A 13790-nucleotide genomic window follows, 5' to 3' on the forward strand; every position below is an offset into this window, starting at 1 on the left:
GATAAGAAAGAGAGGAGTGTGAACTATGGTTAATGTGGAGCCAATTATAATCGATAATTATACGTTTATTGCGGTTAGCGTCAAACTTCCAAAGACAAATTTGCTAGCTGTAATGAGCGATAAAGGATATATTATGTGCGGTGCATTAGATGTAGGTCTTTTAAATGAGAAGTTAGGTGATCGAGGTATTATTGCTGGCCGCGCGGTTGGTGTAAGAACGATTGAACAACTTCTTGAAGCGCCGCTAGAATTAGTAACGATTGAAGCCGAAGCTTTAGGTATTACGGCGGGCACAATCGGAAAAGAAGCGTTATTAAAAATGAGATAAGCATATATCGTCCCTCCTTCTTGCATAGAAATGATATAAGAAGGAGGGTTTTTTATGAGTATATTTCGTTCGAAAAATTCGCGGTTTCGAAGGGGACCTATTTCCTTTCGGCACATACTGCTTATGTCGTTTATTCTTTTTGTCATATTACTCGTGCAAGGATTATGGATTGTGAATAGCAGCATTCAGCCGACATTGATTAAATATGGTGAAGTAGAGACACATAAAATGGCGACAGCGGTTATGACGAAGGCGGTAAAAGATAGAATTAATGAAGGGTTCGATGTCGATTCATTAATGAAAGTACAAAATGATAAAAACGGGAAAGTATCCACAATTAATTTAAATACGAAGCAAGTAAATGAAATCGTAACGTCAACGACCATGTACATAGAAAAATATTTACAGCAAGTAGAACAAGGTAATCTGAAAGGGCTAGGTATTTCTGAAAAAAATGGGGCAACGATGGCAGTTCCTTTTGGTCGCGTAACGGATAATGCGCTTCTTGGGAATATAGGTCCCGACATTCCAATTGATTTCACGACGATTGGTCATGTAAATACGGATATTAAACAAAAAATTGAACCACATGGGATCAATACGACAGCAATTCAAATTATTATGGAGATGGAAGTCACGTTGCAAGTGATTATTCCATTTCATACGAAAGAAATAAAAGTGAAACAGGATGTTCCGATTGCAACGCGCATTGTTCAAGGGGAAGTTCCTACTTATTATGGAAGTGGGAGTGTTGTTGTACCTGATAAAAAGAAAACGGATAGTTAGCAGCATCAGCACATAAAAAATAACCGTAGCAATGTGCTACGGTTATCGTTTTGTATTGGCGCGTTCTTTTCGCTCCCAAAGACTTAAATGCATGTATGGATCGAAAGCCCATTCTGTATAACCATTGTCTTTATAGATGCCGAAATGTAGGTGGGGCGGGAATTTTCCAGCTGTGCCGGGAGGGCCGTAACCGGTGCTACCAACAAATCCGATTACTTTTCCGGGCTCGACAATTTGTCCGAGCTGTATTTCTTTTGAGAACCCGCCTAAGTGAGCGTAATAATGATAATTGTTATGAAGGTCACGAATGCCGATGCGCCATCCGCCAAGGCGGTTCCAGCCTTTTGTTTCAATGATGCCATAGCAAGTGGATCTTACTGGTACGCCATAGCCTGCAAAAATATCGGTTCCTTCATGAACTCTTCTTCCTCCAAAACTTCTTCCAGCGCCGAAAGTACTACGGTAGCTATGGTCACTGCGAATAGGGAGAGGAAACGCATTTCCTTCTAAATTAATACGTCCATAATGTTTATAAATTTGGGCGTATTCGGTAATTAAATCAACTGTTTTTGCACGTCTATAATATTCCCAGAGCATGATTTTAATGCGTTCTTCTGACGTTCCTTGTTTCTTTAAAATCGTTGCTGCTGTATGCAAAAGATCACGGTCGTTATTTGCATTTGCAAATCCATCTTTGTCACCATCTAAACCTAACCCGCCAAATAGAGCAATTGTGTGGGGGAGAGTGTCGTTACCATTAACAGGTCCAGCCCATATTTCTGGTTTGAAATAAAGGGAAATGATGGCATCTGGTTTTTTCGGAATATCTTTTCTTACGCTCCGTATATTTCTTTCGTATTGATCCATTGCAGCTAAGTAATACCACGGAATGCCTGAAGATTGCTCGGTTTCTTTATATAGTGCCATGCGCTTTTCGTATATGCTTTGCTGATTATCTTCACCGTAAGCGATGTTTTGGTGGAGAAGAAAGCAAATCGAAAGCAAAAGAGAAATTTTTCGAAGCATGAAATAGACTCCTTTCACATCATCACTCTTTTTAGTGTGGGATATACGGAGTATTTCATTATAGGGAACGATTGGAAAAAATCTTAGAATCTTCATTTGAGCAAATCGCTTTCATACGTTAGAATAGATATGTTACATTGAAAGAAGCGAACACGGTAAACTATTTCATATTGTGCGGAGTTGATAACCATGACAAAACAAACAGAATATAAGCGCAAGCCCGAATGGTTGAAAATTAAGTTAAACACGAATGAAAACTATACAGGCTTAAAGAAAATGATGCGTTCTAAGAATCTTCATACAGTTTGTGAAGAAGCAAAATGTCCGAATATTCATGAATGCTGGGCTGTAAGAAAAACAGCAACATTCATGATTTTAGGTGCAGTATGTACACGTGCTTGTCGTTTCTGTGCGGTTAAAACAGGCTTACCAACAGAGCTTGATTTACAAGAGCCAGAACGCGTAGCAGATTCTGTAGTACAAATGGGCTTAAAGCACGTTGTTATAACAGCGGTTGCACGTGATGATTTAAAAGACGGGGGAGCAGCTGTTTTTGCTGAAACAGTACGCGCTGTTCGTCGCAAAAATCCATTTACGTCAATTGAAGTATTACCATCTGATATGGGTGGAGTAGAAGAAAACTTAAAAATGTTAATGGATGCAAAACCAGATATTTTAAACCATAACATTGAAACAGTACGTCGATTATCTGACCGAGTTCGCGCTAGAGCAAAATATGAACGTTCATTAGAGTTTTTACGTCGAGCGAAAGAAATGCAGCCAGATATTCCAACTAAATCGAGCATTATGGTGGGCTTAGGTGAAACGAGAGAAGATTTAATTGAAGCAATGGATGACTTACGTGCAAACAATGTGGATATTTTAACTCTTGGACAATACTTACAACCATCTAAAAAGCATTTACCAGTTCTTAAATATTACCCACCAGCAGAATTTGCAGAGCTTAAAGAAATTGCACTTAGCAAAGGCTTTAGCCACTGTGAAGCTGGCCCACTTGTGCGTTCTTCTTACCATGCGGACGAGCAAGTTCGTTCTGCGAAAGAAAAAACAGCAGAAGCAAAATAATGAAAAAAGAGAGCTAACGATTAGCTCTCTTTTTGTTTGTACTCCAAAACAGTATTTGAACATGTTAATAAAATCTTTTTTAATTCCTCTGTGGATAATTCAATTGTAAATTCAGGTACACCAGGTGTAATTAAAACTTTATCGTAAGTATAAATAGCGCTATCCACAATAATTGTTACATTTTGTGAATACCCGAAAGGAGCTACACATCCCGGCGTACAGCCAGTTTTGTCTCGCAGTTCATCAGGAGAACAGAGGGATAAGCGTTCTCCGGTTATTTCTTTCATCTCTCCTCGGTTAAGCCGAGTTCCTTCTAACGTAAAAAACACGTAATAATTTCCGGATTTTGATTTTAAAAATAAGCTTTTACTTGGAGTACCTTGTAAGCCAAGTCTTTCTCGTACGATACGATCTGTTTCATAATCGAGTACTGGTTCGTGTTCAAACTTTTCATAAGAAGCATTTGTTTTATGTAGTAAAGCAAGTACATCTTCGTACATATGGAGTGATACCCCTTCCTATTGTTAGTACAGTTTCTTCTCGTGGCGTCAACTGAATGTGTTCGAAAGAGATATTACTTGGACGGTGCTTTCCATAATCGTTTTAGGCTACATTGTTCATCGATTGTAATTTCGTACATATCAGGATTCGTTAAAGCTTTCCATTCATGAAAGCCAATCGTATGATCAAAGTGCTTTAAAATAAGCGTAAGTAAGTTTCCATGTGTAACGAGTAGTGTTGTAGTATAGTCTAATTTTAAAACGTCTTCTATAAGCGATATAGCACGGTCCGTTGCTTGTTTTGTTGACTCTCCGCCTGAAAAGGCAATATCTATATTTGTAAAAGTAGATTCTAGTTTTTGCATCCAATTGTCCATTGGAACGTCACTTAATATGCGTTCAGCTAATCGTTCATCTTCTTGGATAGACAAATTGGCTTGGCGTGCATAGGGCCGAATAGAATCGATAGCTCGCACAAATGGACTTGAAATAATATGATCTATTTGTGGGTGATTTTCTAAGAGGAATGTAGCAAGGGTATGTGCTTGTTTTTTCCCATCGGTCGTTAATTCGGCATCACGTTCTTGGCCAGTTGCTGAACAATGTCGTATTACAATTATTTTCTTCATAATGCATCCCCATCTTTCAAGTTGACGCTATATACTTCGACAAATGCGGAAAAAATCCCTTTTTATTGGAAACGACATAATGATCTAAGCATGTGGAAAAGTAATGTGGATAATAAAAAAATTGAGGTGCAATGATGAAAAAAATGATATGTTTCGTATTCATGATTTATTTTCTTACGCAAATGTCCACAGCATATGCACAATTCAATCCAAAAGTAGATTATCCGAGCAATCGACATAAATCATTTGTGAGTGAAGATGTGTTTTACGAACAGTTAGATAAGAAAATGTATAGAGAATACAACAATGCAGCATATAGTGTTCGAAAAAAGATTTTATTTAAAGAAGTGCCTGATGAAGAATTTTCTTTCCTACAAAAAACAGCCGCGGGTTGTCGGAGTAGTGTGGTGTTTCAAGATTTTTTTATTCACCCTAATCGCCAAGTTTATTTTTTCGCTTCCTTTTCTCAAAATGAAGTAGAAGAGTTTCATAAGTACATCGTTATAGATGCAGAAACGAAGAGGGAGCTGCGAGAGGGGAAAAGTTATCATCATTGTAATAATTTATATAAAAAATAACCCACCAATTTTGGTGGGTTATTTTTTACTCTGGCACACTCATTAATTTTGCTTTCATTTTACGAATAAGAATGATAGCACCAATTGTGAAGAGAAGGGTAATTCCTTCTGCAACAAAAATGTTAATTGTTTTCGTTTGATAAAGTGCCGCGAAGAAGTCTACAAGTGCGTGGAATAGTATAGCGTACACAAGGAAGATATACTTCTTCTGTTTTACTGCGTATAAAACAAGCATTGTAAAGGCGATTTGTAGCACGAGTGCCATAATTCTTTCTAAGCTACCAAGGAAGTATAAGTAGGCAGGTTGCTGGATTAACATGTCCTGTAGGCGGCTTAGTTCTGGCATTTTTTCGACCATCTGAGCGAAGCTACCGTTGTTAATTGAATTCGCAAATATAAGTGCTTGGAATGCAGAGAATCCGCCAACTAAAATGGATTCAATGCCGCCGTGACCAATTCCATAAGCGAAGCCATCTTTATATTCTTGATATTTTTTTAGTAGGAAGAAGAAGGCAACGAAGCGTCCTAATTCTTCAAAAATACCAGCAGTTAGTCCGCCATAAAGTGCGAAGACAAATGGATTTTCTAAAATTGGAGCGATTGCTGGATTACCGCGTATAAATAGGTGGAATGGTGTTTCGAGAATTTGGGTAAATCCGATAAAGATAAGAACACCAACGCCGACTACTTTCCAATTTATATTGTATTTCTTACGGAAATAAACGAGTACAATAATTGGGACCAGAATCGAAACAACGAGTTGAAAGATGATGCTGGCAATTACAGTATTTGAAACCATACTTTCACCGCTTTCTAATATATGTACATATCTATTATGCATGAAATATAGGAGAGATGAAACTTTTAAGATAAAATGAATTTACTTATTGACTCTAACGTTGCGTCATACTTTATCGTATGTACTAAGGGGGAGATACACATGACAATGAAGGTAAAAGAGGTAGCTAATTTAGTTGGAATTAGTGTGCGCACACTGCATCATTATGATGAAATCGGGTTGTTAATCCCAGACGAGACGACAGAGTCTGGATATCGTCTGTATTCCAATGAAAATTTAGAGACGTTGCAGCAAATTTTATTTTTTAAAGAACTAGGCTTCCCTTTGAAGAAAATTAAAGAAATTATCATGAGTCCATCATTTGACCGGGAAGAAGCATTGCAGCTTCATAAGAAAATGCTTCTTGAAAAGCGTGCTAGGTTAGATAAAGTGATTGCGACGATTGATAAAACAATTCAGCATACAAAAGGAGAGATTGAAATGACGAATAAAGAGAAATTTGAAGGCTTCGATTTCAGCCATAATCCGTACGAAAAAGAAGCGCGTGAAAGATGGGGAGACGCAGCTGTAGATAAAGCAAATGAATATGCGAAAGGTATGTCAAAAGATAATCAAGAAGAGTTTAATACGATTTACAGAAATTTAGCAGCGCTTAGACACGGAGCACCAGATTCTAAAGAGGCACAAGAAGCAATTGGAGTGTGGTACGATTACTTGCAAAACTTCGGTGAATATTCATTAGATGCTTTTAAAGGACTTGGCCAAATGTACGTCGCTGATGAGCGCTTCACGAAAAATATTGATAAGTTTGGCGAAGGTTTAGCGCAGTTTATGTGTGATGCGATGGAAGTTTATGCGGATCGTAAGAAATAGTGAAAAAGTAAAACAGGTGGAGTTTTTCTCCACCTGTTTTACTTTTTAATCATATTATTCAAAGTTTGATTCTCTGTATTGTTCAAATGAGGATTTTTACTCATTTCACGCTTTAGCATATCGAGACTTTGTGTATATTCTGTATCATTTAATGCGCCAGATTGAAGGCCTTGAATTTGAGAAATCAACTTTTGGTCTGTTGATACATATGCTTTATAATAGCGAGGGACGATGGACAAGGCAGCTTTATATACTTGATCTGCTACGAGTTTTGGATCTGTCGTGTTTGCACGGTATACAACAAATACTTCATCATCGGTAACGAGTGTAGCAGCGTTTGTAACGTCAGGAAGTTTGACTGTCATACTTGTAATCATTTCAGCGACTTTCTCACGGTTAATGGCTCCTACTTGTTTGTTAGATACTTCATGCTTTTGTTTAGATGAATAACCGACCCTGGTAAGCCGTGTATTTGTATTTTCCGTATGATACATGTCGTTTTTATTGGAAACAAGAACACGACTTCCTTCTTCACGTTCCATTTCGGCTTTGTTCGTTGATTGACAGCCTACAAATAAGGAAAGAGTGAGGAGAGAGAGTATAATTTGTTTTTTCACGATGTATCACCTCCTTATCCATAGCATGCACTAATTTTCAATTTTTTGTATTTGAAATTGTTGGTTGGTATGCTTTGTGATACGATAAAAAGAAGAATGCTTAGAGAGGAAGTTAATGATGGAGCAAAAGCAAGAGCAAGAGATGCATGCTACGGTGAGCATTAATAATGTTCAGTACGAAGTAATTAAAAACTTTCGTGATGGTTTTAGTGAAGAAGCATTTAAAGAGCGTTATGCAGAAATTTTAAATAAATATGATTACATCGTTGGGGACTGGGGTTATGAACAACTTAGATTGCGCGGTTTCTTTGATGATAGTAATCAACGTTCGACATATGATACGAAAATTAGTACTTTATCAGAGTATTTATACGAGTACTGTAACTTCGGTTGTGCACACTTCGTATTACGAAAAGTGAAGAAATAAAAAAATCCTCTTACAATTGTAAGAGGATTTTTTACATATTCTCATTTACAAACAAATCGAAATAGAATCTCCTTCAGAAAGGAGTGTATTTGGTTTCATTTGTTGTCCGTTCAATTGAATATCCCCACTTTTAATTTTATCCACAATGAGTGTACGGCTCCAATCGGAAATATATGTGGATAATGCTTTATCGATTCGATGGGAACCGAAAATGAGATCTAATACGATTGTGATTTCGGCTATGCCGTTTTCTTTATGCTGCGTAATGGAAATGGTAGTAGTTGTTTCTATTTGATCTTCCTGCGTCATATCAACTGTTTCTACATGATCCGTAAAAGCTTTATAAATACGAAGTTTTTGATTCCACGTATGATCTTTCGGACATTTATAAATGGCAAAGCGGTATATATTTTTTCCATTGGCGTTATGCCTACGAATATTCGTGTCAGTAAATAGGGTAGTGCGTCTGCAATTTTTACAATACTTTTCGATTGTGTTTTGCTCGTTTTCATATAAACTCCAAGAAAGTTGTACTTTCTGCATTTTTCTTCACCTCTTATAGTAGTGGCAAAGAAACGTAATACAGCTATTTGGATGTCTTGTAGTATGAAGACAGGAGAAGTAGACAAAAATAAAAGGAGGTTCCCCAAAGAGGAACCTCCGTAAACATCATACTACAGATGCGTTACGTTCCTTTGTAATGGGAATGGGCAGACTACTCCCTTGAAAAAGCATGGAGCTTTTTTGAGAGTAATGCTATCCAATTGCTGGTCCATTACAAAGTAAATGTTGGCATACGCAGATAACGTCCTTTCTATCCAAATAGATTTATTCTTCATTATAACATAAAAGATTGAAAATTCAAAACTCTCTCGATAAAAAACACCAGCTAAAAAGCTGGTGTTTGAGATAAATTATATAAGTTCAAATAAAAATGAGCGTAGTTCTTCTGCAATTTCTTCAGTCATAGAAAATGCGTGCTCTAAGTAGCCTGGTTCGTTTAAATCGTCAGGACCGATGATTGCAAATTTATTACTTTGCATATCAAGGACAATTGTTTTACCGTAATGACGATCAGAGTATAAAAGCGCTAAATCATGACGCTCATTTTCTCCCATAAAGCTAACGAAACGAGTTTTTGTAGCGACAGTGTCGTCGTACAGAAAGAAACGTTCTTCCATACACATGGCTCCTTTTATTAAATATCTAAGTTTAAGTGTGGCTTATGATCTAAATGGTGATGCGTTTTAATGAATCGTACTGTTCTTGTTTTGTAACGCATTACGATAGAGTATGTTTCAGCTAAATCTCCGCCTAGGAATTTCACGCCGTCTAATAACTCACCAGCAGATACACCAGTTGCTGAGAAGATTGCATCATCACCAGATACTAAATCGTCTAACATAAGAAGTTGACGAGGGTCTTCTAATCCCATTTCACGACAACGAGCTTCTTCTTCTTCGTTCATTGGAACTAAGCGAGCTTGCATTTCACCTTCAAGGCATTTTAATGCTGCTGCAGAAATAACGCCTTCTGGAGCTCCGCCAATACCTACGAATAAGTCGATACCCGTTCCAGGTAGTGCTGTTGCGATTGACGCACCAACATCACCATCACCAAATAATTTTACGCGTGCACCTTTAGCACGAACACGATCAATAATATCTTGATGACGTTCACGTTCTTGAACGATAACCGTTAGGTCACGAATCTTTTTATTGTTAGCTTCTGCTACAATTTCAATTGTTTTTTCAATTGGATCATCTAAGCTAATTTTACCAGCTGCTTTTGGACCAACCGCGATTTTTTCCATGTACATATCAGGAGCATGAAGAAGGTTTCCTTTATCTGCGATTGCGATAACTGCCATTGCATTTGCAAGACCTTTTGCAACGATGTTTGTACCTTCTAATGGGTCAACGGCGATATCTACTTCTGGACCGTTACCTGTTCCTAGTTCTTCACCAATATATAACATCGGTGCTTCATCAAGTTCTCCTTCACCAATTACAACTGTACCTGCCATGTTTACTGAATCGAACATATCACGCATTGCTGTAGTTGCTGCATCATCTGCTTCGTTTTTCTTTCCGCGGCCCATCCACTGTGCGGATGCTAATGCTGCTGCTTCTGTTACACGGACAATTTCTAGTGCGAGTTCACGTTCCAAGATTCCATTCCTCCAATTTCAAAAATCATACAAATATAACTATAACAAATAACGGAGAAAAGGTGAATTCGAAAAATTGTCGATTTTTTCAGAAGAAAGCGTTACAATTAAAATGTAAATGCTTTAATTTCCAGGTAGGTGACATTCATGTATTTTGTAGACAGAAAGAAAATAGAACAAATGCTAGTATGTTTAGAACGAGCAACAAGTACATTTCAAGAGAAAAAGATATATGAAACCGAGTTTGAATTTTACGCATTAGAACGCATAGCGCATCTCATTATTGATTGTGTATTAGATGTAGGAAATGCGATGATTGATGGATTTATTATGCGCGATCCAGGAAGCTATGAAGATATTATTGATATTTTAATGGACGAGCGAGTGATAAGTGCAGAAGATGGACAAGGGATGAAAGAAATTATCCTTCTTCGAAAAATGCTTACGCAAGATTATATTCAAATGAATCATGATGAATTATATAAGACGATTCAAAAACATATTGCAGTGGTAGAGAAATACCCAGCAAATATTCGCAGTTATTTAGAAAAGGAATTAGGGCCTGTATCTGCATTTGTACCAGAATAATTATGCTTATAAGATCCCCAGGGTACCTTTTTGGGGATCTTATATTGTATGTGAGAAAGAAAAGGGAGAAGGTTGAAGCATGGGGGAAGCACGTACGACGAAAGATGAAATTGTACAATTGTTGAAAGTAAAGGGAGAGCACACGGTAGCGGAACTAGCTGACGTTTTAGAGATTACAGAAATGGCGATCCGAAGACATTTAAGTAATCTCGAGAAAGATGGTTTAATCTATTCCAAGATGGTAAGGCAACATGTCGGAAGACCAACTTATTTGTATGGATTAAGCGAAAAGGGAGAAGATACATTCCCGAAGGAGTATAAGCAATTTGCGATTGATATGCTAGAAGATTTAGCTCGAATGGGCGATGAAAAAATACTTCGTTACGTTTTAAAAGAGAGAACGAAGCGAATGGAAGAACAGCTACAAAAGCGAGTGAGTAATCAAAAGAATTTAGCATATAAAGTGCAAGAGATAGCAGCTATGCAAGAGAAAAATGGTTATATGGTTCAAATTAAGAGAGACGGAGAGAACTCTTTTGTAATTGAAAAACAAAACTGTCCGTTAAAGGAAATTGCCGAGAGATTCCCGCAAGTATGTGAAGATGAAAAAGAAATGTATAAGCGTTTATTTGCAGGAGCAGATGTAAAGACGCTAGCAAACATGTGCGAGGGCGATTGTAGTTGTTCTTACCAAGTAAAAGAGAAAAAATGAACGTTATGGGGCGCTTTAAGGTAAAGCGTTTTTTTCTTTGCAAAAAGCGGGTAATATAAGAGTGGTATGATAAGGTGAGAACGTTAGCATAGAAGGAGAGACATAATCGATGTATAAAGGTTACTTAATTGACTTAGACGGTACGATGTATCGCGGAGAAGAACAAATTGAAGAAGCGAGCGACTTCGTAAAAGCATTAGGAGAGCGCGGCATTCCATATTTATTCGTTACGAATAATTCAACTCGCAAACCAGAACAAGTGGCAGAAAAGCTTGTTCGTTTCGATATTCCAGCGAAAGCAGAGCAAGTATTCACAACGAGTATGGCAACAGCGAACTTCATTTACGAGCGTAAACAAGACGCAACTGTATATATGATTGGTGAAGAAGGCTTACATGATGCACTTGTGGAAAAAGGATTTGAACTTGTGGATGAAAATCCTGATTTCGTTGTTGTTGGTTTAGATCGTGACATCACATATGAAAAATTAGCAAAAGCTTGTCTTGCTGTGCGTAACGGCGCAACGTTTATTTCTACAAATGGAGACATTGCCATTCCAACTGAGCGTGGATTATTACCAGGTAACGGTTCATTGACATCAGTTGTAGCAGTATCAACAGGTGTGGATCCAATCTTTATCGGGAAACCAGAATCAATCATTATGGAACAAGCTTTAAAAGTGCTTGGCATAGAAAAGAATGAAGCATTAATGGTTGGGGATAACTACGATACAGACATTTTAGCGGGAGTAAATGCTGGCATGCATACGCTTCTTGTCCACACTGGAGTAACAACTGTGGAGAAGTTAACAGAATATGAAGTACAACCGACGCAAGTTGTGCATAACTTGACGGAGTGGATTGAGAAGATGTAATGAAATGCAGGTAACCGGAATAGGTTACCTGTTTTTTTATGCATAATTGCATATTCGCTGTTGTTATATAAAATGTAAAATTTATATGTAATGATACAAGGAGGGGTCAGAGTGTACTGGATGTCATGTATTATGTTTGTTTTTACATTATGTGTTTTGTTTTTTGTTCTATGGAAGATATATAAAATAAATGAAATGAAAAAAAGCGCAGGAAAACGCATTGCAGTGTATCCTCGGGTGAAAAGACGTTGGATTGTGTTACTTGGACCAGCATATTTCATTGGACAATGTATGTATATATATGCTCAGTACGTAAGTGGCGATATTGATACCGTTGAACAGTTTCTCATTCAGCTAGGTATTCATGCTGTAGCAAGTTGTTTTATGACTTTAATAGCTATCCATCTTATTAAAAGTGTACAAATATATGAAAAAGGTGTAGTAGACGGATTAAACTTTTATTCATACGAAGAATTAAAAGGTTATAAAACATCAACATGGGAAAATCCAAAAGAAAATATATTTTTATATCGCGGGCGAGAAAAAATGAATGACAATGTAAATTTACTTATTAGGCAGGAAGATATGAATGAATTAGAAAGTGTTCTTCAAAGATATATTCCGAAATTAATGATGAAATAAAAAAACTCCGGTTAACAGCCGGAGTTTTTTTATTAGAATGCACGATTCACAACGTCTTTAACTTCTGCAAGATATTGTTTACGCACATTATCATCCACAGAAGGGACACTTGTATAGAATGTATGCTCAAGTGTTTCAATACCTGTAAATTCAAAAATACCAACATCCGCCGTTTTCTTCATTGCGTCAAACATACCGCCTGCTGTGTATGCTTCTTTCGAATTTCCCATTGTAGATAATAATAAGCCTTTTTTACCGCTTAATAACTTCTCGATACCATTTTCACCGTAAGCATAAGCGAAGCCGTGGCTAAATACACGGTCAACGTATCCTTTTAAAATAGCAGGAAGTCCCGCCCACCAAACTGGGTAAATGAATGTAATGCTATCAGCCCAAGAGATATGCTCTTGCTCTTCTTTAATATCTTCTGGTGTGTTTCCTTGAGAAAATGAGATGAAATCGGAAGCGCCTAATACTGGATTGAAGTTTAACTCGTATAGATCGCGAACGCGAACTTCATGACCTTTTTCTTCTAATTCACTTTTTACCGTTTCTAAAATCGCATGATTGAAGCTTTCTGTATTTGGGTGTGCATAAACGATTACATGTTTCATTGTTCTTCCTCCTATTTGTGGATATGTGAATAGTTTGTTCTCGATATGTAATGACATACTGATGTAATTATTTTCGTTATGATGGGTAGTTGAGTCAAATGATCTGTGGCTACTATTGATAAAGGATTATGGGAGGTAGAGAGTTATATTTTGATTAAATTAACGAAAGATTACTAAAAAACTGAAAGTATGCCATTTTGCGAGGTGTGTTTCAATTTTTATTTATACTACAATACAAGTGGAAAGCAATGTAGATGCATATAAAGGAGATGACAGGCGACTGCTAATTTAAAAGAAAAAATAAAATTAAAATAAAACCAAAAACGGAGGTAATGAAAATGAAAAAGAAATATGTAGCGCCAGAGGTAGTAGAGTTTGGGAATGCATCAGATATTGTAAAAGGCTGTGGAGGCTGGGGTTGTGAAGTATACTTACGCAACTGGTCATACAGAATGCAAGGTGGAAAATGTGTAGATGCATATAAAGGAGAAGCAGGCGACTGCTAATTTAAGTGAAAAAATAAAATTAAAATAAAACCAAA

19 protein-coding genes and 1 pseudogene are annotated in these 13790 nt (G+C 37.2%); 11 read left to right on the forward strand and 9 right to left on the reverse strand.

All coding sequences use genetic code 11. The features are described from left to right. The first annotated feature begins 25 nt into the window (after positions 1-25). The gene (locus tag DN390_RS27150; RefSeq protein ID WP_070172291.1) at positions 26-328 is read left to right on the forward strand and encodes a YunC family protein; all 303 of its coding nucleotides are present in this window, start codon (positions 26-28) and stop codon (positions 326-328) included. A 54-nt stretch (positions 329-382) separates the two neighbouring features. Beyond that, a complete protein-coding gene (yunB, locus tag DN390_RS27155; protein ID WP_147808987.1) occupies positions 383-1114 on the forward strand; it encodes a sporulation protein YunB in 732 nt (243 codons plus the stop codon). 42 nt (positions 1115-1156) lie between these two features. Here the strand turns inward: yunB and DN390_RS27160 are convergent, their stop codons facing one another. Continuing rightward, complete coding sequence (locus tag DN390_RS27160; protein WP_000944672.1) at positions 1157-2140, reverse strand: M23 family metallopeptidase; 984 nt, start codon at positions 2138-2140, stop codon at positions 1157-1159. Positions 2141-2329: 189 nt separating this feature from the next. Here DN390_RS27160 and lipA point away from each other — a divergent pair, with 189 nt between their 5' ends. Then, positions 2330-3226 (forward strand): lipoyl synthase, encoded by an 897-nt coding sequence (lipA, locus tag DN390_RS27165; RefSeq protein ID WP_000166372.1) that lies wholly within the window; start codon positions 2330-2332, stop codon positions 3224-3226. A gap of 20 nt (positions 3227-3246) precedes the next feature. Here the strand turns inward: lipA and DN390_RS27170 are convergent, their stop codons facing one another. Next, positions 3247-3726, reverse strand: a complete 480-nt coding sequence (locus DN390_RS27170) for a YbaK/EbsC family protein (RefSeq protein ID WP_147808988.1) — start codon at positions 3724-3726, stop codon at positions 3247-3249. Between the two features lie 74 nt (positions 3727-3800). Next, positions 3801-4355, reverse strand: coding sequence for a histidine phosphatase family protein (locus DN390_RS27175; protein WP_147808989.1), 555 nt, complete (start codon positions 4353-4355; stop codon positions 3801-3803). A 103-nt stretch (positions 4356-4458) separates the two neighbouring features. Here DN390_RS27175 and DN390_RS27180 point away from each other — a divergent pair. After that, positions 4459-4933 (forward strand): annotated as a pseudogene (locus DN390_RS27180) (hypothetical protein). Between the two features lie 25 nt (positions 4934-4958). On the opposite strand, the gene DN390_RS27185 reads toward DN390_RS27180, so the two are convergent. Further along, complete coding sequence (locus DN390_RS27185; RefSeq protein ID WP_147808991.1) at positions 4959-5774, reverse strand: YhfC family intramembrane metalloprotease; 816 nt, start codon at positions 5772-5774, stop codon at positions 4959-4961. A 99-nt stretch (positions 5775-5873) separates the two neighbouring features. Between DN390_RS27185 and DN390_RS27190 the strand changes: the two genes are divergently transcribed. Next, positions 5874-6605: a MerR family transcriptional regulator gene (locus DN390_RS27190; RefSeq protein ID WP_147808992.1), complete on the forward strand. Its 732-nt coding sequence runs from the start codon at positions 5874-5876 to the stop codon at positions 6603-6605. Between the two features lie 38 nt (positions 6606-6643). Here DN390_RS27190 and DN390_RS27195 read toward each other — a convergent pair whose 3' ends face one another. After that, entirely contained in the window at positions 6644-7222 is a 579-nt protein-coding gene (locus tag DN390_RS27195; protein WP_147808993.1) for a YhcN/YlaJ family sporulation lipoprotein, read from the reverse strand. A gap of 115 nt (positions 7223-7337) precedes the next feature. Here DN390_RS27195 and DN390_RS27200 point away from each other — a divergent pair, with 115 nt between their 5' ends. After that, on the forward strand, positions 7338-7649 hold the full coding sequence (locus DN390_RS27200) for a YutD family protein (protein WP_002003766.1): 312 nt from the start codon (positions 7338-7340) through the stop codon (positions 7647-7649). A gap of 45 nt (positions 7650-7694) precedes the next feature. Here the strand turns inward: DN390_RS27200 and DN390_RS27205 are convergent, their stop codons facing one another. The 3 genes from DN390_RS27205 to glpX all read right to left on the reverse strand — a co-directional run bounded on the left by DN390_RS27205 (position 7695) and on the right by glpX (position 9819). After that, positions 7695-8192, reverse strand: a complete 498-nt coding sequence (locus DN390_RS27205) for a cytoplasmic protein (protein ID WP_147808994.1) — start codon at positions 8190-8192, stop codon at positions 7695-7697. A 371-nt stretch (positions 8193-8563) separates the two neighbouring features. Next, complete coding sequence (locus DN390_RS27210) at positions 8564-8830, reverse strand: DUF3055 domain-containing protein (protein ID WP_000392613.1); 267 nt, start codon at positions 8828-8830, stop codon at positions 8564-8566. A 17-nt stretch (positions 8831-8847) separates the two neighbouring features. Continuing rightward, on the reverse strand, positions 8848-9819 hold the full coding sequence (gene glpX / locus DN390_RS27215) for a class II fructose-bisphosphatase (protein WP_000439090.1): 972 nt from the start codon (positions 9817-9819) through the stop codon (positions 8848-8850). Between the two features lie 147 nt (positions 9820-9966). Between glpX and DN390_RS27220 the strand changes: the two genes are divergently transcribed. From DN390_RS27220 to DN390_RS27235, 4 genes are all read left to right on the forward strand, one after another. Then, positions 9967-10407: a DUF86 domain-containing protein gene (locus DN390_RS27220; protein WP_000274001.1), complete on the forward strand. Its 441-nt coding sequence runs from the start codon at positions 9967-9969 to the stop codon at positions 10405-10407. A 79-nt stretch (positions 10408-10486) separates the two neighbouring features. Continuing rightward, on the forward strand, positions 10487-11119 hold the full coding sequence (locus tag DN390_RS27225; RefSeq protein ID WP_000503346.1) for a helix-turn-helix transcriptional regulator: 633 nt from the start codon (positions 10487-10489) through the stop codon (positions 11117-11119). A 109-nt stretch (positions 11120-11228) separates the two neighbouring features. Then, complete coding sequence (locus DN390_RS27230) at positions 11229-11993, forward strand: TIGR01457 family HAD-type hydrolase (RefSeq protein WP_063537924.1); 765 nt, start codon at positions 11229-11231, stop codon at positions 11991-11993. A gap of 111 nt (positions 11994-12104) precedes the next feature. Next, entirely contained in the window at positions 12105-12635 is a 531-nt protein-coding gene (locus DN390_RS27235; RefSeq protein WP_097950960.1) for an iron ABC transporter substrate-binding protein, read from the forward strand. 32 nt (positions 12636-12667) lie between these two features. Here the strand turns inward: DN390_RS27235 and DN390_RS27240 are convergent, their stop codons facing one another. After that, entirely contained in the window at positions 12668-13249 is a 582-nt protein-coding gene (locus DN390_RS27240) for an NAD(P)H-dependent oxidoreductase (RefSeq protein WP_147808995.1), read from the reverse strand. A gap of 338 nt (positions 13250-13587) precedes the next feature. Between DN390_RS27240 and DN390_RS30900 the strand changes: the two genes are divergently transcribed. Beyond that, positions 13588-13755, forward strand: a complete 168-nt coding sequence (locus DN390_RS30900) for a hypothetical protein (RefSeq protein ID WP_162875963.1) — start codon at positions 13588-13590, stop codon at positions 13753-13755. Positions 13756-13790 lie beyond the last annotated feature (35 nt).

It is taken from the genome of Bacillus sp. SH7-1 (assembly GCF_008042405.1).
In the GTDB taxonomy this organism is placed as follows: Bacteria; Bacillota; Bacilli; order Bacillales; family Bacillaceae_G; genus Bacillus_A; species Bacillus_A thuringiensis_N.